At 44.6% G+C, this 18,690-nt stretch carries 19 protein-coding genes; 16 read left to right on the top strand and 3 right to left on the bottom strand.

Annotated features, from left to right (window positions below):
* The first annotated feature begins 1 nt into the window (after nt 1).
* The 10 genes from DN53_RS13880 (at nt 2) to DN53_RS13925 (ending at nt 10,720) form a co-directional block, all read left to right on the top strand.
* The gene (locus DN53_RS13880) at nt 2–1,240 is read left to right on the top strand and encodes a ComEC/Rec2 family competence protein (RefSeq protein ID WP_242502153.1); all 1,239 of its coding nucleotides are present in this window, start codon (nt 2–4) and stop codon (nt 1,238–1,240) included.
* Entirely contained in the window at nt 1,218–2,588 is a 1,371-nt protein-coding gene (pbfA, locus tag DN53_RS13885) for a (R)-1-hydroxy-2-aminoethylphosphonate ammonia-lyase (RefSeq protein ID WP_129655124.1), read from the top strand. Before DN53_RS13880 ends, pbfA begins: the two co-directional genes overlap by 23 nt.
* A complete protein-coding gene (locus DN53_RS13890) occupies nt 2,588–4,177 on the top strand; it encodes a fibronectin type III domain-containing protein (RefSeq protein WP_129655126.1) in 1,590 nt (529 codons plus the stop codon). Before pbfA ends, DN53_RS13890 begins: the two co-directional genes overlap by 1 nt.
* Nucleotides 4,178–4,180: 3 nt before the next feature.
* Nucleotides 4,181–5,254, top strand: a complete 1,074-nt coding sequence (locus tag DN53_RS13895; RefSeq protein WP_129655128.1) for an alkaline phosphatase family protein — start codon at nt 4,181–4,183, stop codon at nt 5,252–5,254.
* Nucleotides 5,255–5,406: 152 nt separating this feature from the next.
* A complete protein-coding gene (locus DN53_RS13900; protein ID WP_116216910.1) occupies nt 5,407–6,039 on the top strand; it encodes a Crp/Fnr family transcriptional regulator in 633 nt (210 codons plus the stop codon).
* Between the two features lie 63 nt (nt 6,040–6,102).
* A complete protein-coding gene (locus DN53_RS13905; protein WP_129655130.1) occupies nt 6,103–7,836 on the top strand; it encodes a SulP family inorganic anion transporter in 1,734 nt (577 codons plus the stop codon).
* A gap of 57 nt (nt 7,837–7,893) precedes the next feature.
* Nucleotides 7,894–9,303, top strand: a complete 1,410-nt coding sequence (locus tag DN53_RS13910) for an MBL fold metallo-hydrolase (protein ID WP_129655132.1) — start codon at nt 7,894–7,896, stop codon at nt 9,301–9,303.
* Nucleotides 9,304–9,307: 4 nt separating this feature from the next.
* Nucleotides 9,308–9,691 carry a rhodanese-like domain-containing protein gene (locus tag DN53_RS13915; RefSeq protein ID WP_129655133.1) on the top strand — a complete coding sequence of 128 codons (384 nt, stop codon included), beginning with the start codon at nt 9,308–9,310 and terminating at the stop codon, nt 9,689–9,691.
* An 81-nt stretch (nt 9,692–9,772) separates the two neighbouring features.
* The gene (locus DN53_RS13920) at nt 9,773–10,111 is read left to right on the top strand and encodes a rhodanese-like domain-containing protein (protein WP_129655135.1); all 339 of its coding nucleotides are present in this window, start codon (nt 9,773–9,775) and stop codon (nt 10,109–10,111) included.
* A 15-nt stretch (nt 10,112–10,126) separates the two neighbouring features.
* Entirely contained in the window at nt 10,127–10,720 is a 594-nt protein-coding gene (locus DN53_RS13925; protein WP_129655137.1) for a Tll0287-like domain-containing protein, read from the top strand.
* Between the two features lies 1 nt (nt 10,721).
* On the opposite strand, the gene DN53_RS13930 is transcribed toward DN53_RS13925, so the two are convergent.
* From DN53_RS13930 to DN53_RS13940, 3 genes are read right to left on the bottom strand one after another with little or no spacing between them, the layout of a single operon-like run.
* The gene (locus DN53_RS13930; protein WP_129655139.1) at nt 10,722–11,606 is read right to left on the bottom strand and encodes a sterol desaturase family protein; all 885 of its coding nucleotides are present in this window, start codon (nt 11,604–11,606) and stop codon (nt 10,722–10,724) included.
* A 2-nt stretch (nt 11,607–11,608) separates the two neighbouring features.
* The gene (locus tag DN53_RS13935) at nt 11,609–12,061 is read right to left on the bottom strand and encodes a monoheme cytochrome C (RefSeq protein ID WP_129655141.1); all 453 of its coding nucleotides are present in this window, start codon (nt 12,059–12,061) and stop codon (nt 11,609–11,611) included.
* A 2-nt stretch (nt 12,062–12,063) separates the two neighbouring features.
* The gene (locus DN53_RS13940) at nt 12,064–13,284 is read right to left on the bottom strand and encodes a sulfite oxidase (protein WP_129655143.1); all 1,221 of its coding nucleotides are present in this window, start codon (nt 13,282–13,284) and stop codon (nt 12,064–12,066) included.
* Between the two features lie 168 nt (nt 13,285–13,452).
* Between DN53_RS13940 and DN53_RS13945 the strand changes: the two genes are divergently transcribed.
* The 6 genes from DN53_RS13945 (at nt 13,453) to DN53_RS13965 (ending at nt 18,634) form a co-directional block, all read left to right on the top strand.
* The gene (locus tag DN53_RS13945) at nt 13,453–13,659 is read left to right on the top strand and encodes a YgaP family membrane protein (protein ID WP_129655145.1); all 207 of its coding nucleotides are present in this window, start codon (nt 13,453–13,455) and stop codon (nt 13,657–13,659) included.
* Between the two features lie 176 nt (nt 13,660–13,835).
* Nucleotides 13,836–15,098 carry an NAD(P)/FAD-dependent oxidoreductase gene (locus DN53_RS13950; RefSeq protein ID WP_129655147.1) on the top strand — a complete coding sequence of 421 codons (1,263 nt, stop codon included), beginning with the start codon at nt 13,836–13,838 and terminating at the stop codon, nt 15,096–15,098.
* An 89-nt stretch (nt 15,099–15,187) separates the two neighbouring features.
* Nucleotides 15,188–15,316, top strand: a complete 129-nt coding sequence (locus DN53_RS18130; protein WP_262707913.1) for a hypothetical protein — start codon at nt 15,188–15,190, stop codon at nt 15,314–15,316.
* 128 nt (nt 15,317–15,444) lie between these two features.
* Nucleotides 15,445–16,818, top strand: coding sequence for a cytochrome ubiquinol oxidase subunit I (locus tag DN53_RS13955; RefSeq protein WP_129655148.1), 1,374 nt, complete (start codon nt 15,445–15,447; stop codon nt 16,816–16,818).
* A 1-nt stretch (nt 16,819) separates the two neighbouring features.
* Complete coding sequence (gene cydB / locus DN53_RS13960) at nt 16,820–17,857, top strand: cytochrome d ubiquinol oxidase subunit II (protein WP_129655150.1); 1,038 nt, start codon at nt 16,820–16,822, stop codon at nt 17,855–17,857.
* A 135-nt stretch (nt 17,858–17,992) separates the two neighbouring features.
* Nucleotides 17,993–18,634 (top strand): DUF2202 domain-containing protein, encoded by a 642-nt coding sequence (locus DN53_RS13965; RefSeq protein WP_129655152.1) that lies wholly within the window; start codon nt 17,993–17,995, stop codon nt 18,632–18,634.
* The last annotated feature ends 56 nt before the right edge of the window (nt 18,635–18,690 follow it).

Here is an 18,690-nt window from a genome sequence, read left to right on the forward strand (position 1 = left end):
GATGTTTGCCCTGTCCGTTTGGATTTCACATGGACAGGACACGCAATTACCTGATTGGAAGCCCGGTTTTTTGGATATCCACCACATCAACACGGGTAGGGGAGACGCCGCTTTTATGGTATTTCCGGATGGCACAACATTCTTGGTGGATGCCGGCGATATGTCCGAAACCCACCCAAGGACCACATCCCGTAGAAATGCCAAGTTGGTTCCCAACCGGTCAAAAACTGCCCCTGAATGGATTGTGGATTATGTGGACCAATTCATACCTAAAAACCAAAATCGGCAGTTGGATTATGCCTTGATTACCCATTACCACGATGATCATTTTGGGGAGGTGGATTCTTTGCGAAAAGTGGCAGCCGGCGGGTATCAGTTGACCGGGATTATGGCAGTGGGTTCGTTGTTGCCCATCAAAAAACTGATTGATCGCGGATTTGATTTCCCCTTGGATTTAAAGGATGCCAAGGTGCAATCCAGGGAGCGTTTCTCCAAGGATACATACGGCATGGTTCCAACCTTGAAGGAATACTGGAAGTATATTGCCCATCAATCCAAAGAAAACGGATTGGAAAATGAAGCCTTGAAAGTGGGAGCCGTGGACCAAATCGTTTTGAAGTACAATCCAAAGGATTATCCTGATTTTTCCGTTCAAAATATTGCTTCCAATGGAGTAATCTGGACTGGAGAGGATACTAAAACCCATTCTCTTTTTAAGGTAGGTGAGTACCCCGGCGAAAACCCCTTGAGCAATTGCATCAGGATAGATTATGGGAAATTCAACTATTTTACCGGAGGGGATATTGCGGGAATCGATGGGTTTGGGCAAACGGACCTCAACGCCCTTGAATCACACGTGGCACCCGTCATTGGCCCGGTGGATGTGGCCACGTTGAACCATCATGGCAACCGGGATTCCCAAAATCCCTATTATGTCCGTACCATTAGGCCGCGGATTTGGATCCAACAAAATTGGACAGCGGACCATCCGGGGGAGGAGGTGCTGCGAAGAATCACCTCAAAACAACTTTACCCTGGTGAGCGGGATATTTTCTCCACCATTATGCTTCAGGGCACCAAGGATGTCATAGGAGGCAGGGTAGATCAATACAAGAGTCAGGAAGGACACATTGTGGTTCGGGTGTATGATAACGGAAACATGTACGATATTTATGTGTTGGACGACACATCCGAAGAACGTAAAATACGAGCAAAATATGGACCATACAAAGCAAGATAAACACAGCGGGGAATATGTTGTGGAAGGAGACATCAACCTAACCTCGGCAAGGGGAGAATGGATAGAAGGGGATGTGAACGAACAGACCAAGGAACTTTTGGAAAAGGATGCCAAGTACTTTTTGCATCAATCCATGTCCACGCCCTGTTTGGATGTCTTGAAAAACTGTGAAGGCTCATATATTGAAAGCATTTCAGGTAAAAAATACCTCGACTTCCACGGAAACAATGTGCATCAAATTGGGTTTTCCAACCCCAAATTGGTGGGTCGGTTGACGGAACAATTACAAGGATTGACCTTTTCTACCCGAAGATATACCAATGAGGTGGCCATACAATTTGCCGAAAAGTTGACCTCGGTCTGTCCAAAAGGCCTCAACAGGGTGTTGCTCACCCCAAACGGAAGCTCTGCCATTGGCATTGCCTTGAAATTGGCACGGGCCGTTACGGGAAAGCACAAGGTGGTTTCGTTTTGGGATTCCTTCCATGGGGCTTCACTGGATGCCATCAGCGTAGGGGGCGAATCGGTTTTTAGGGAGCACATGGGGCCTTTGATGCCCGGTGTGGAACGCATTCCACCCCCCATAACTTATCGGGGTATTTTTGAGGGGAATGAGGACAAGGCTTTGGAGTATTTGGAGTATGTCCTTTCCAAAGACAACCAGATAGGGGCCTTGTTGGCGGAGACCATCAGGAACACCGATGTGCAGATTCCTTCGGAAAAATTTTGGAAAGGGGCCCGAGGGCTCTGTACCAAGCATGGGGTGTTATTGATTTTGGATGAAATCCCAATCGCCTTGGGAAGGACCGGAAAAATGTTTGCTTTTGAACACTATGGCATCGAACCCGATATCCTTTGTCTTGGCAAGGGATTGGGAGGAGGGATCATCCCCCAGGCTGCCATTGTAACCCGGGATGAATACAACACTTTTGGACATATCTCCTTGGGGCATTATACCCACGAGAAAAGTCCGCTGGGGGCTATGGCCGGCCTAACGGTTCTTGATATTATCGAAGAAGAGAACCTTTTGGATAAGGTAAAGACCCACGAAGTCTTTCTGAAGAATGCACTCTACAAACTGCACCGAAAATATTCCCTGATCGGGGACGTAAGGGGCATGGGCCTACTTTGGGGCATAGAATTGGTAACGAACAGGACCACCAAGGAAAAAGCCGTTGCGGAAGCCGAGGAGATCATGTACGAATGTTTAAAAATGGGATTGAGCTTTAAGGTTTCCAAAGGAAACGTACTGCAATTATCCCCCCCATTGACCATATCACAAGAAGAACTGGAAAAAGCCTTGGAAATATTGAACGAGGCCTTCCTTAAAACCAACGCAATCGTCTAATGAAAAAAATCAACCAACTTTTATTCTACTTTTTTGTGGGTACGGTCATGGCCGTGGCCCAGGAACAACCCCAAATTTTGGTGCAGCCTTATTTGCAGGATGCACAACCCAACTCCATCATCATCAAATGGGAGACCAGTAGCGGAGAGGAAAGTATTGTGGAATGGGGAACCACGGAAAAATTGGGTAAGAAGGCCCAAGGGATAGCCTATGACATCAACTTTTCGGATACGAGGATCCATGAGGTGAAGTTAACCGGTCTGCAACGGTTCACCGAATACTACTACAGAGTAAGGACGGGCAAAACAAAATCGGATATTTTTCAATTTAAGACCCCACCTTTTGCCAGTGATGAGGAATCGTTCAACATTGTGGCCATGAGCGATATGCAATACGACAGTCAAAATCCCAACAAGTTTTCCGAAATGGTGAATGAAGGGGTGATACAGTACTTGGAACAGGAATTTGAAGGCAAGTTGCCCGAAAATTTGGCCTTGGTGATGATTCCCGGAGATTTGGTGGCCACAGGAAGCAACTACAGCCAGTGGAAGAACCACTTCTTTGATCCGGCCCAAAAACTTTTTGCGCAGGTTCCCGTATATCCTGTTTTGGGCAACCATGAGCGGAACTCCGTTTTCTATTTCAAATACTTTAGTCTTCCCGAGAATGGCACTCCGGCCTATGCCGAACATTGGTGGTATAAAGACTACGGCAATACCCGGGTGATTGGTTTGAATTCCAATGAGGGTTATCGGGATTTAAGGGAACAATACGAATGGTTGGAAAATCTCTTGGCCGAAACCGAGAAGAATGATGCCATTGACTTTGTTTTTGCCCAATTGCACCATCCCCATAAATCGGAACTTTGGATTCCCGGAGAGGAAGAGTCAACCGGAAAAGTAGTGAAGATGTTGGAAGCGTTTTCAACTAAGACCGGAAAACCCAGTATCCACTTTTTTGGCCATACACACGGCTATTCCAGGGGACAGTCACGCGACCATAAGCATTTGTGGGTCAATGTAGCCTCAGCAGGTGGAGCCATAGACAACTGGGGTGAGTTTGAAGGTAGGGATTATGACGAGTTTACCGTGACCCAGGACGAGTATGGATTTGTAATGGTTGAAGTGGATGGTAACCGGGAAGACCCCAAATTTACCATTAAACGCATCAGTAGGGGGAATGAAGAAGATTTTAGGGACAACGAACTTCGTGATAGCATTACCATCTGGAGAAAGGAACGAAAACCAGTTGCACCCATGCCTTTGACCCCAAAAGAAGATCAAGAGGTAAGTATTGAAGGGACCACACTTAAAGCCGGAGCGTTTGAAAGTAGTCATCAGGGAACCTTCCATGCGGCATCGCATTGGCAGGTTTCAGAAGCCAAGGACTTTGAAAAGTTGGCCTTTGAAAGCTGGAAGCAGAATGAAAACTGGTACTACAAGGAAAACAGACAAAGGGATGATGACCTTACGGATGAAAAGACCAGACGTCTAAAACCAAATACCACGTATTTTTGGCGAGTAAGATACCGGGACCAAAACCTGAATTGGAGCGACTGGTCCGAAATAACATCCTTTAAAACCAAATAAAACATGAAGAACAGGATTTTGCTTTTGATCACGGCATTGATGGCCATGCATATGGGGAATGCCCAAGATTCAAACAACACCAAAGTAATTTTGATTACGTTGGACGGTTTCCGTTGGCAGGAGCTCTTTACGGGAGCAGACTCCCTTTTGGTAGCGAACAAAGAATATGTACATAATCCGGACATGCTGAAAGAAACTTACTGGAGGGACACCCCAAAGGAGCGAAGAGAAGTGCTTTTGCCATTTGTATGGGGTCAGGTGTCCAAAATGGGCCAATTGCACGGCAACCGGAATTTGGATAGTAAAGTGAACCTTACCAATACCATGTGGTTCTCCTACCCAGGCTATAACGAGATACTTTCTGGAACTGCCGATGATGCCCGAATCACCAGTAACGATAAGATAAACAACCCCAATACCACCATTTTGGAACGGTACAATAATTCGCCCAAAGGGAAGGGCAAGGTTGCCGCATTTGGGAGTTGGGATGTGTTTCCGTACATCATTAACGAAGAGCGATCAGGGATTCCAGTAAATGCCGGTTTTGAGTCGGCCACCGAAAACCTGAATGAACGCGAGAAATTCCTTAACCAATTGCAACAGCAGATTCCCAGTCCTTGGGGCAGTGTTCGGTTGGATGCCTTTACCCATCATTATGCCTTGGAGCACATGAAGAAGGAACATCCTAATCTGGTCTATATTTCCTACGGGGAAACCGACGATTTTGCGCATGATGGGGACTATCAGTCCTACTTGAAATCGGCCCACAACACCGATGCCTTGATCAAGGAACTTTGGGAGTTTGCCCAAGAAGACGAATTCTATAAGGGCCAAACCGTCTTTTTGATCACCACCGATCATGGTAGGGGTACCCAACCCTTGGATACTTGGAGAAGTCATGGAAGTAAGATCAATGGGGCAGGTCAAGTTTGGTTGATTGCCTTTGGAAAAGATGTCAGAGCATTGGGAGAGATGGAAAATGAACAGTTATACTCCAATCAGATTGCCCCCACGGTGCTACAGCTCTTGGATACTCCCATTACAAAGGATGTAAAAGGAAATCCTTTAAAATTATAAGAACGTCAGTTTTATTTTCAGTTAATTAGTTTGAGTTAGTTTGTCAGGGCCCGCACAAAGTGCGGGCCCTTGCTTTTTATGGATTTTCATCTTGGCCACGGTCATGGGTGTTTTTACCTAAAATGGTTACCTTAGAGGGGTATAACTATCATATGAAAGAAGAACTTTTAGGAATATTCAGTTCCCATTTTGAGCAACCCCTTATTGATGAGATTATTGAAGTGGGCAAGTGCATGGAAGTCCCTGCTGGCGAGACCATCATGGATATCGGAAACTATATCAGAAGTATTCCATTGCTGCTTTCCGGAGCCATTAAAGTATTGCGGGAAGATGATGAGGGAGATGAATTGTTGCTCTACTATCTGGAACAAGGGGAGACCTGTTCCGTGACCATGGCCTGTTGTATGGGTCACACCCAAAGTGAAATTAGGGCCATTGCCGAAACCGATGCCAAAATTATGATGGTGCCCGTCCAAAAAATGGAAGAATGGATGGCCAAGTACAAAGGATGGCGCAATTATGTGTTCGAAAGCTATCATAACCGATTGAATGAACTGTTGCAGACGGTGGACAGTATTGCCTTTAAAAATTTAGATCAACGTTTGGTGGACTATCTCAAAAAGAAGATTGAGGTGACCAACGACAATCAGATACGAAGTACCCATCAAGAGATTGCCTATGACCTGCACACCTCTAGGGTAGTGATATCACGCTTGTTGAAAAAGCTCGAGAAAATGAAGAAATTGGTCCTTCACCGGAACTATATCCAGATTTTGGATCTATAGGTCTGTGCCTTTGGTTACTGTAAAGCAATACACGGAACCGTATTTTTGTTCAAAACCAACCCTATGCTTAAACGGTTTTTTCCCTTTTTATCGTGGTTGAAGACCTATAATCGTTCTCTTCTTTATGGGGATCTCATTGCGGGACTCACCTTGGGGGTCATGTTGGTGCCCCAGGGAATGGCTTATGCCATGATTGCCGGAATGCCACCCATTTATGGACTTTATGCAGCATTGGTGCCGCAGATTGTCTATGCGTTGACAGGTACATCACGCCAACTGGCGGTGGGTCCGGTGGCCATGGATTCCTTGTTGGTAGCGGCTGGCATAGGGGCGTTGCAACTGGTAAATATTGAAGACTACATTGCTGCGGTACTTTTCTTGACGCTTCTTATTGGTTGTATACAGTTGCTTTTGGGCTTTTTGCGAATGGGCTTTTTTATCAATTTTCTGTCCAAACCCGTTATTAGCGGATTTACTTCCGCTGCGGCCATTCTCATTGGATTGGGGCAACTGAAGCATATTTTTGGGGTTCAGATTTCGCAATCCAGTAAAATACACCAGCTGTTGGGAAATATTTTTGGCAGTTTGGGGCAAATCAACCTTTATGCATTGGGATTGGGGGTTGCCGCCATTCTCCTTATCCTTTTCATGAACCGCATCAGCAAAAAAATACCCACGCCCTTGATCATCGTTATTGTGGGGATCTTGGCCGTTTTGTTTTTGCATTTGGACACCAAGGGAATCCAAGTGGTTGGGGAGATTCCAAAAGGATTGCCCAAATTCCAAAGTCCGGAATTCCAATGGGAAAAAATGGGGCAATTGTTGCCCATTGCCATTACCGTGGCCCTGTTTGGGTTTATGGAATCCATTTCCATAGCCAAAACCGTTGAAGAGAAACACCACGAGTATGAGTTGGATGCCAATCAGGAGCTTCGGGCCTTGGGCCTTTCCAATCTTTTGGGATCTTTTTTTCAATCGTTCTCCGTATCGGGAAGTTTTTCAAGAACCGCGGTCAATGATCAGGCGGGGGCAAAGACGGGCATGTCGCTTATATTTAGTGCTTTGCTGATTGGGGCGGTGCTTTTGTTTTTGACTCCCTTGTTCCACGATTTGCCCGCTGCGGTGTTGGGGGCGATTATATTGGTATCGGTTTTTGGATTGATCGATATTAAATATCCCGCCATGCTTTTCAAGAGCAGAAAGGATGAATTCATGTTGTTGGTCGCTACTTTTTTATTGACCCTTTTCATAGGATTGATCGAAGGAATTCTTTTGGGGGTGTTGCTTTCCCTTTTGTTGTTGGTGTACCGCATTTCCAACCCCCATATAGCCATTTTAGGTCGAATCAAAGGGACCAATTATTTCAAGAATGTGGACCGATTTGCCCAAGAGGTCGAAGTGGATGCTGACAAGCTCATCATTCGGTTTGATGCCCAACTCTATTTCGGGAACAAGGATTATTTCAAAAAACAACTCTATCAACAAATAGCAAGAAAGGGAGATGCACTACGGTATATCATCCTCAATGCGGAGGCCATCAATTATATTGATAGTAGTGCGACGACCCTTTTGGAACGCATTATTTTGGATTTGCGCGAAAGTGGTATCCAATTGTTGATAACGGGCGCCATTGGTCCAACGAGGGATATTTTGTACCACAGCGGACTTATCGATATTATTGGGGAGGAAAACCTTTTCGTCCAGACGTTTGAAGCCGTGGACTATTGCTCCGATCAAAAGGAACGAACGGGAATTCAGAAAAGGATCTCACTCCAATCCAAGACAAAGAGTTTGTAACTTTGGTAACTGTAGGGGTAAAAGTAGTCATGTATTTTTGACAAAAACCAAGAAAAAATGAAAATAGAACAGATATACACCGGATGTTTGGCCCAAGGGGCGTACTACATAGAAAGCGAAGGCGAAGTGGCCATTGTGGATCCCCTTCGGGAAGTAAAGCCATATATTAAAAGAGCCAAGGAAAGCGGTGCTACCATAAAATATATTTTTGAGACCCATTTCCATGCCGATTTTGTAAGCGGGCATGTAACCCTTTCCAAGGAAACCGGTGCGCCCATTGTATATGGTCCTACGGCAAAACCATCGTTCGATGCCATCATAGCCGAAGATGGGCAGGAATTTAAACTGGGCAAAGTCACCATCAAAGTGTTGCACACTCCGGGGCATACCATGGAGAGCACCACCTATTTGTTGAAGGATGAAAACGGAAAGGACCATGCCATTTTTAGCGGGGATACTTTGTTCTTGGGTGATGTAGGACGTCCGGATTTGGCCCAAAAAGCGGCACATATGACGCAGGAAGAACTGGCAGGCACCTTGTACGACAGTCTTCGAAACAAAATTATGCCCTTGGCCGATGATGTCATTGTATACCCGGCACATGGAGCGGGTTCTGCCTGTGGTAAGAATATGATGAAGGAAACCGTGGACACCTTGGGCAATCAGAAAAAAATGAATTATGCCCTACGGGCAGATATGACCAAAGAGGAATTCGTTAAGGAAGTCACTGACGGGTTGTTACCTCCTCCCCAATATTTCCCGTTGAACGTGAAAATGAACAAGGAAGGATATGAAGATATCGATACCGTATTGGAACGGGGAACACAGAGTTTGAGTCCGGATGCCTTTGAGGTGGCGGCCAACGAAACAGGCGCCGTGGTCTTGGATGTTAGGAATCAAGCTGATTTTGCCAAAGGCCATGTGCCACGATCTATTTTCATTGGATTGGACGGGAGTTTTGCCCCATGGGTAGGTGCTTTGATCGCCGACGTGGAACAGCCCATTCTTTTGGTAGCTCCCGAAGGACGTGAGGAAGAAACCATAACCCGACTTTCAAGGGTTGGGTTCGATGGTACCTTGGGATATTTGAAAGGCGGATTGAAAGCCTGGGAAGCAGCGGGTAAGGAAGTGGATACCGTTACAAGTGTTTCTGCCGATGAGTTGAAGAAAGCCATAGAGGAAAATGCACCTGTATTCGATGTTAGAAAAGAATCGGAATACAAAGCAGAACATGCCGAGAATGCTATTTTGACCCCCTTGGACTATATCAACGATCACCTATCCGAGTATCCAGACAAGGAAACCTTCTACATCCACTGTGCGGGAGGATATAGAAGTATGATAGCGGCCTCTATCCTGAAGAGTAGGGGAATACATAACCTTATTGATGTAGCTGGTGGTTTTGCTGCCATGAAGACAGCGGGGATTCCCGTAACGGATTACGTTTGTCCAACTACTTTAAAATAACAATATGCGAAAAGCACTAAAATTTACCCTCTTTACTTTTAGTTTTTTATGGATGATGTCCTGTCTTCCACAACAAGAAGAAGTGGTAAAAAAAATAGATAAAGCCACCGTCCAGACTGAAGTAATAGGTAAGGATGTTCAGTTGGTGGATGTAAGGACTCCAATGGAATACCAAGAGGGTCACATAGATGATGCGGTCAACTTCGATATTAGCAATGCGGAAACCTTTGCTTTCCAATTGGAAGGACTGGACAAGGAAAAACCTGTTTATGTCTATTGCAAAAAAGGGGCGCGGAGCAACAAGGCCGTGGAAATTCTCAAGACCAAAGGGTTCACTCAGATTTATGACTATTCCGGCGGGTATGACGATTGGGAGAAAGAGGACTAATTGCCTTTTTCGTTGTGTAACCCGCGTTACTGACCATAGCTTTTATCCCCTGTATTTTTGAGGACATAAAATCAGGATAAAATGTCAATATTTAGTTTTTTGTTCCCAAAGGGAAATCAATCCGATGCCATCCAAATTTTGGATAGGGATACTTATAAAAGTGCCATAGCCAAAGCCAAAGTACAATTGGTGGATGTGAGAACGGCTGGGGAGTTTAGGGCAGGACATATTAAAGGAGCTCGCAATGTGGACTATTTTCAATCTTCGGCATTTGGTGAAGCCTTTTCAAAAATGAAGAAGGATGAACCCGTATACCTCTACTGCCAGTCAGGAAATAGAAGTCAAAAAGCGGCCCGGAAACTTGTGGACATGGGCTTCAGTGAGGTCTATGATCTAAGAGGGGGGTATCGTATGTGGTAATTTAAATTGACTAAAATGAAACCAACGGCTATCGTCTTATTTGTTCTTGTAGGGATACTTTCCTGTAAACAGCAACCAAAAACATCGGTTGATGGGGAATCCAATCACCCAGATTATATGGAAATAGGAAGGGAATATGCCCAAGAGACCCAAAAGGTTTTGGGCAAGAACTTAAAGACCACCATTCAGAACGAAGGCGTGGCCCAAGCCGTTGTTTTTTGCAATGAACAGGCCTATCCATTGACCGATAGCATGGCCACCCACTACAAGGCCAAGATCAAAAGAGTTTCGGACAAACCCCGTAATCCGTCCAATAAGGCCAATCCAGCGGAATTGGCCCATATCAATACCTTTAAGGAAAAAGTGGCGAAAGGTGATTCCATTATTCCCATTGTGGAGCAGGAGAATGGAAAAGTTCATTTTTACGCTCCCATTATCACCCAGAGTCTGTGTTTAAATTGCCACGGAACTCCTGAAAAGAACATTGCGCCGGATGTTGTTGGGCATCTTTCCGAGCTTTATCCGCAAGATGAAGCGATAGGATATGATGTGGATCAGGTTCGGGGAATCTGGAGTATTGTCTTTGAAGCAGAAAAACGTTCTGAATAAATCAGCCGTTTCTTTTTGATTTGGTAAACCCATGGACCAACTGTCCCCAAAATCCCTTGGGTAGGGTTTCATCACCTGGGAACCCCAACCGTATCTTTCCACCACTTTCCGGAACATAACTGGTACGGAAAATATAATCCCAAAGACTGAGGCTTATTCCAAAATTCATCCCATAGGGATGCTCTTTGGGAAGATCATAGGCATGATGGTATAAATGCATCACGGGATTGTTCAAAATGTATTTCAACGGTCCCCAGGTCAGTTTTATGTTGGAATGGTTAAAATGTCCAATGGCAATGGCCGCAAAATGTACTAGATACGCTTGTTCGGGTTCAAATCCGCCAAGTATCATGACCCCCAAGGTCTTTAAGGGTTTGTAGAGGATGTTTTCCATCCAATGGTATCGCAGATGCGCGGCAAACCCCATTTCCTTTACGCTGTGGTGCACCTTGTGAAATTCCCAAAATGCCGGCACTCTATGGAGTAGCACATGGGTGAACCACTGCACAAAATCGAGCACAACAAAGAAAACCAGCAATTGGACCCATTGGGGCCATAGGGTCACATCCACTAGGGCCAGACTTTTGGAGCTGATTCCCATATCCAAAAAGAGTACCCCGAGCACTTTGTACACCCCACTGATGACGATGGCAAAAATGAAAAAGTTGAAGAACATGTAAAAGGCGTCCAACCAAAAGTCCTTTCTGAAAATGGACTGTTCTTTCCGCCATGGGAAAAGGATTTCCAGTGCCCATACCAAAAGTGAAATGGCGATGAGCCCCCAAAAATAGTTGGTGTACCACGGCACTTGGAACAAAATGGATTTCCATGTCCATTGAGCCGTCCCCAAAAATCCGTTCAGCAAAGCATCTAGATATTCTCCCATGATCAATTTAGTTCATACCATTCGGCAACTTCCAAATTCTGCCGCCTTCCCTTGTCGGTAGGGGCGTAGTTTTTGGACAGATAATTTAAAATAAGCTCTTCATTTACACCCAAATCCCATAGGTTTTGGGTTTCTTGCATCCATACAATGGTGGCTTTCCAGCCCTCCCGGCTCATTCGATTTTGGGTGACCAATTTTGCGGAATGACAGGCAGTACAATTCTGTATGGTAGCCTGCATCCCTTCATCATCAATAAAACCAGTGGCCACATGGATGCCGTTCTCCACTTTGTCGAAATCCTCAACGGAATCTTCCACCGGGATTTCTTCCACATGCGATTTTGGTTTGCTATTGGCAAAATAGAACAGCCCTCCGAACAAGACCAACATCAGTAATAAGAAAGAAGCGAGGATTTTGGTCAGTGCCTTGATCTGCTTTTTAAAGTTGTCTTTCATCCTCAAACAATTTTTACCGCTATTCTATGACAGGCATTGTTGAGGTATCCCTTGGGGTTCCAACCGGGCAGTACCATGGGTTGCGATTTCCCTTGGGAATCCGTGGCTCTGGCCCAAACTTCATAATATCCTTTTTGGGGAAATGGAATGGTAACGTTGAAATGCTGCCAGGCCAACCGGTTGGTTGGTTTTTTCAAGCTGCAGTGGTGCCATGTGCTCCCAAAATCTATGGAATACTCCATTTTGGAAACCTCCAGTTCCCCGGCCCAAGCGTGGCCATTCATCTTCAGGGTCTGTCCTTGTTTGATTAGGGCACCGCTTTTGGGATACGTGATCAAGGACTTTATGGGCATGGATTCAATGATGCACATATTTTCATCATCCACTTTAGTGCCAGGGGCAACCGTTTCGCAAGGCACGCGATACGAACTTCCTCCCATTTTTTCCCCATCATGTACTTGGTTGCGTACACTGATACGGGTCAGCCATTTCCCCGATGTGGAAGCCGGCCATCCACCGCATACCAACCGAAGCGGGTAACCGTGCGCCAATGGAATATCCTGGCCATTCATGGAGAAGGCCAACAGGGTTTCATCTTGTAAGGCCTTTGCCAAGGGAACACCTCTGGAAATGGGTTCTTTTTTAGGGTCACCGCTCAAATGGGTGTCGGCCGCATGATACCCAATGTATACTGCATCAGGATTTACACCCACGTCTTCAAGAACATCACGGAGCCGTACCCCGGTCCATTCGGCACAAGAGACTGCTCCAATGGTCCATTGGTTTCCTTTTGCGGGCGGATTGAACTCACTTCGTCCATTCCCACCGCATTCCAGCGTAAGTTGATAGGTGTGCTGTGTAAATCTGCGTTTGAGTTCATCCAGGGTATACGTTTTTGGATTTTTTACCGATTCCCCGTCTATGGTCAAAGTCCATTTGGAAACATCAATATTCTGAGGGATTTTTCCATTGTTCCGGATGAACATGTATTGGTTGGGCGTAATGTCGTCATTCAACAAATGGGCCTTGGCCTCCATGTTCCAGGGCTTGTCGTTCAAGACCACCATTTCCTTGTCCTTGTGGAACAATTCAAAAGGGTCAGGGTCCTGTAGGCCCAACGGGAGGTAGTTTTTTGGCATGTTATGGCCAAAAACAATGTCGGCTCCCAAAATGCTGGACATGGTGACCAGTGATAATCGATACGTAAAATCCCTTCTATCCATAAAAAAACGAAACTTAAATCTAGCATAAAAATAAATAGAACTGTGTAACCCAGGTTACCGAATGTCCTACGGATTTGGTTTAAATTTGAGAGATGGAGCTGGAATAATGTGAAAATAGGTCTTGGACCTAGAATTACTTAGGTATTTGAAAACATAATACAGATTCATATGAAAAAAAACATGGGCGGTCTGGACCGCATAATTAGATTGATAATAGCCTTGGTGGTGGTTGCCCTATATTATTTTGGGGTCATTACGGGTACTTTGGCCTATGTACTACTGGCCTTGGCTGCCATATTTGTTTTGACAAGCTTTGTTAGTTTTTGTCCTTTGTATGTGCCCTTTGGAATTAAGACATGTAAAGCCAAGGACTAGGTTTTTTCTTGATTGGTTGATGACAAAAACCACCCATTTATGGGTGGTTTTTTTATGGGTTTTGGCGAGGATTTCATAAACAGGTTCTAGGTGTTTTATGGATAATGTAACTTTTGTTACACTTTTTTTAGGATATCCATAATATTTTACAGGATAAAATGAAAATAGTGTAAGGTATGAAATCACATTATCAAGTCTTGATCATAGGGGGAGGCACGGCAGGAATCATGACGGCGGCCCAGCTTTTGGCGAAGGACAAAAAATTGGACGTAGCCATTATAGAACCCAGCGAAACGCATTATTATCAACCGGCATGGACCTTGGTGGGTGCCGGGGCCTATGACTTCAACAAAACAGCAAAACGTATGGCCGATGTAATGCCCAGCGGAGTAGATTGGGTCAAGGACAAGGCCATGGGATTTGATCCCATGCAAAATAGTGTATCCACCGAAAGCAATGGGGACATTACTTATGACTTTTTGGTCGTTGCCCCAGGATTAGTCATGGAACCCGGTATGATCAAAGGCCTGCCAGAGGCCTTGGAACTCGGTGTGGCCTGCAGCAACTATACGGACCCGGAACATACATGGAACACCATTAAAAACTTCAAAGGGGGCAATGCGCTCTTTACGCAGCCCACTACGCCCATCAAGTGCGGGGGAGCACCTCAAAAAATTGCTTACTTGGCGGCCGATTATTTTAGGAAAAACGGACTTAAGAACAAGGCCAATGTCATATTTGCCACCCCGGGAACCGTAATATTTGGGGTAAAGGAAATCCGGGAGACCTTGATGAAGGTTATCGATCGCTACGGTATTCATTTTAAACCATTTTATTCGCCCAAGGAGATTGATGTGGAGAACAGAATAGTACACTTTAGCCATACTGCACCCGAAGAAAACCGATGTGTCATTAACGAGGATAATGAATTGGGGGAACAAATGGTAGGTGATGTGGATATCAGTGTCCCGTTTGATATGTTGCACCTGGCCCCTCCCCAAGCTGCCCCTAGATTTGTAAGGGATTCTGTTTTGTCCAATGATGCGGGTTGGTTGGATGTGGACCATCATTCCATGCAGCACAACACATATCCCAATATTTTTGGATTGGGCGATGTAGCCGCCTTGCCAACGGCCAAAACTGGTGCCGCCGTTCGAAAGCAAGTGCCTGTGGTGGTTGAGAACATCATGAAGTTGATGAACCATAAACCTGCAGACAACCATTCCTATAATGGGTATTCATCCTGCCCGTTGGTAACGGGTTATGGTAAAATGACCTTGGCAGAGTTTGACTATAACAACAACTTCATCCCTGATCCCAAATTAAAACGCATGTTGGTATTTAATAGCGATAAGGAACATTGGAGGTTATGGATGCTTAAAAAACACGGTCTTCCTTATTTGTATTGGAACAAAATGCTCAAAGGGAAGAATGTATAGCCTCGTGCAAAGAATGTTCCCTTTTATGAGAATTGTCATAATTTATAGAAGATAAAGCCATTACATTTGGTGGTATTAAATGCACACCTATGAAAACTTTTTTGGCACTTCCCTTGGTTTCTTGGGACAACGGTATAATCATGATCGCTGTATTTGGTGCAGTGGTAGTGGGTTTGGTTCTTGCTGTTCTAATGATGATGAATAGCGGAAAAAAATAGAAAAACCTTTAATGATTCACAGTTTTAACGCAATGATTTCTGCTATTGTGTTAAAACTGTTTTTTTGTAACATGGGTAACTTAGAAAGATAGTTTTCATGGGTATTTTTGAAATACAAAACCATATCCATGGAAACCGAAATTCTCGCCCGGATTCAATTTGCCTTCACCGTTGCCTTTCATTATATCTATCCGCCTTTGAGCATAGGCATCGGCCTGTTGTTGGTCATTTTTGAAAGCATTTATATTAGGACCAAAAATGAGACCTATCATAAATTGGCCCGTTTTTGGACCAAGATTTTTGCATTGACCTTCGGTATTGGTGTTGTCACCGGGATTGTAATGGAATTTGAATTCGGCACCAATTGGGCCGTGTATTCTCGCTATGTAGGTGATGTGTTCGGTAGCGCCCTGGCTGCGGAAGGAATATTTGCCTTTGCCTTGGAAAGCGGTTTTTTGGGGATATTGTTGTTTGGCTGGAACAGGGTGAAACCTTGGGTGCACTTGGTGTCCACCATAGGGGTTTTTCTAGGTTCCATGTTCTCCGCTATATGGATTGTGGTGGCCAACAGCTGGCAACAGACCCCTGCCGGATTTCACATTGTGGGTGAAGGGCTGGAAGCCCGTGCAGAAATAACCGATTTTTGGGCCATGGTATTTAACCCATCCAGTGTGGACAGACTTACCCATGTTTGGCTCGGTGCTTTTTTGGCCGGCGCCTTTTTAGTGTTGAGCGTACATGCCTATTACCTCATTAAGGGGAAGTATGTGGAAATCTCCCAAAAAGCCTTTAAGATAGCTTTGGTAGTGGCCACCGTATTTTCGTTGGGACAACTGTTTACGGGGCATCAGTCAGCAGATGGAGTGGCCAAGAACCAACCCGCTAAATTGGCCGCACTCGAAGGCCACTTTGAGGCATCCGCTCCTGCAGACATGTACATAATGGGTTGGGTGGATAAGGAAAAACAAGAGGTTAAGGGAATAAAAGTACCGGGGGGGCTATCTTTTTTACTGGAGTATGATTTTGAAGCCCCAGTGACAGGCCTTAACGCATTTCCAGAAGATGAACGTCCCTCGCAGATCAATGCCGTTTTTCAATTTTATCACATCATGGTGGCCATAGGTATGGCTTTGATTTTCCTTACGGTATTGGCTACTGTAATGTGGTGGCAAGGTAAACTCTTTACTAAAAAATGGCTACTCTGGATTTTTGTTTTTGCAGTTTTTCTCCCCCAGATTGCCAATCAGGTAGGTTGGTTTGCAGCCGAAATGGGAAGACAGCCTTGGGTGGTGTATGGCCTTCTGAGGACCAATGAAGCATTCTCCCAAGCCGTTTCGGAAAATCAGATTTTGTTCTCTTTGGTTTTGTTCTTTTTGGTCTATGCCCTGTTGTTTGTGCTGTTTATTTACCTATTGCACAAAAAAATCAAACATGGTCCCTATGAAGAAGCAGAAACTGATGATACACCCTTTGGGGGAACACTAACCCATATAATGAATTGATATGGAAACGTTTTTAGGATTGGATTATCCCACATGGTGGTTTTTGGTAGTAGGTGGACTTTTTTCGGGGTATGCCATATTGGATGGTTTTGATTTTGGTGCAGGTGCCTGGCATCTCTTTTTAAAGAAAGAGAACAGCCGCAGAATTGCGTTGAATGCCGTTGGCCCGGTTTGGGATGGCAACGAGGTTTGGTTGGTAATCGGTGGTGGGGCGCTGTTTGCAGGGTTTCCCGTAATGTATGCCACCATGTTCTCTTCTTTATATATTCCTTTTATGTTGTTCTTGTTGTTCATCATATTTAGGGCCATTTCCATTGAGTTTAGGGGCAAGGAGCCCATGCTTTGGTGGAGAAGACTTTGGGATGTTTGCTATAGCATCTCCAGTATTATGCTGGCTTTTTTGTTGGGAGTGGTGCTTGGAAATGTCTTGCAAGGAATAGCCATCGGGGAGAATTATCAATATCAGGGTGGGGTTCTTTTCGAGTTTTTAAACCCCTATGCCTTGATGACAGGGTTTACCACCTTATTTCTTTTTATGACCCACGGGGCCATATTCCTTCTTTTAAAAACCGAGGGAAGGTTGTTTGCCAAATTGACAAGGCTATTGAAAACGGGAATGATTTTCTTTATTGTGAGTTTTTCCATAACAACTTTGTACACGTTGATTTATATCCCACATCTCTCCGATGATTTTAAGAGCAATCCAACCTTGTTCGTAGTGCCTCTGCTCACTTTTCTGAGTATCGCCAACGTACCCCGACTTGCTGAAAAGCGAAAATATAAATTGGCGTTTCTTTTTTCCTCTTTGACCATTGCATTTTTGTTGGTTTTGGTGGCTGTGGAGCTGTATCCTGTTTTGTTGCGTTCCACCATAGACCCACAGTATAATATTGATATCTACAATGCGGCCTCTTCCACAAAATCCTTACAGATAATGCTTACCATTGTGGCCATAGGTACTCCACTGGTTCTTTTCTACACCATATTTGTGTATAAGACTTTCTGGGGAAAAGTAAAACTGGACGAAACAAGTTATTGAACAGAGAACATTTTCAAAGTACAGGTCCTGCATTCGTGGGACCTTTTTTAGTTAATGTTTTGTTTAAAGAAGAGACAGGGTAACCAATGTTACTGATTTTGATGAGTACTATGCTGACTTTTAGAGGAAAAAGCTATGAAAGCACGTATAATAGTACTTGGTCCCGTTTTGTTCTCCATCCTATTGGTTTTTGGGATGCTATCAGGGTGTTCAGATTCAAGTGATGAGCCCATTGATACACAAATCAATAATGATGATACAACCCTAATTTCTGAAGAAGATGAACAAGCCCTATTGTTCATGTTGGAAGAAGAAAAGTTGGCAAGGGACACCTATCAGTTTTTGAACGACTATTGGGACATGGTCCAGTTTGAAAATATAATGCAGAGCGAACAGTCCCATATGAACGCCGTGGAAACTTTATTGAAGGCCTATCATATTCCATATGAAATTTTGGAAAACGGCAAATTCACTAATGAAGATTTACAGGCATGGTACGACAAGTTTGTGGAAGAAGGAGTGGTTGATGAGGTAGCAGCCCTTACCATTGGTGCCACCATTGAGGATTTGGACATTGTAGATCTGGACGACCATATCCAAGCGACTTCCAACCCCTACATTATCGAAGTGTTTTCAAGTTTGCAATGTGGTTCACGAAACCACTTGCGAAGCTTTGTCCAAAGCATTGAAAATCTTGGTTCCACGTATGAACCGCAATTCCTTTCCCAGGAAGCATACGATGCTATTTTGGAAGGGTCGCATGAACAGTGTAACTAAAACCCTTACAATTATTTAGCGTCTATTTTTCCAATGTGACCTAGGTCACTTTATAT

The sequence above is a fragment of the Flagellimonas olearia genome (genome assembly GCF_004150225.1).
In the GTDB taxonomy this organism is placed as follows: Bacteria; Bacteroidota; Bacteroidia; order Flavobacteriales; family Flavobacteriaceae; genus Flagellimonas; species Flagellimonas olearia.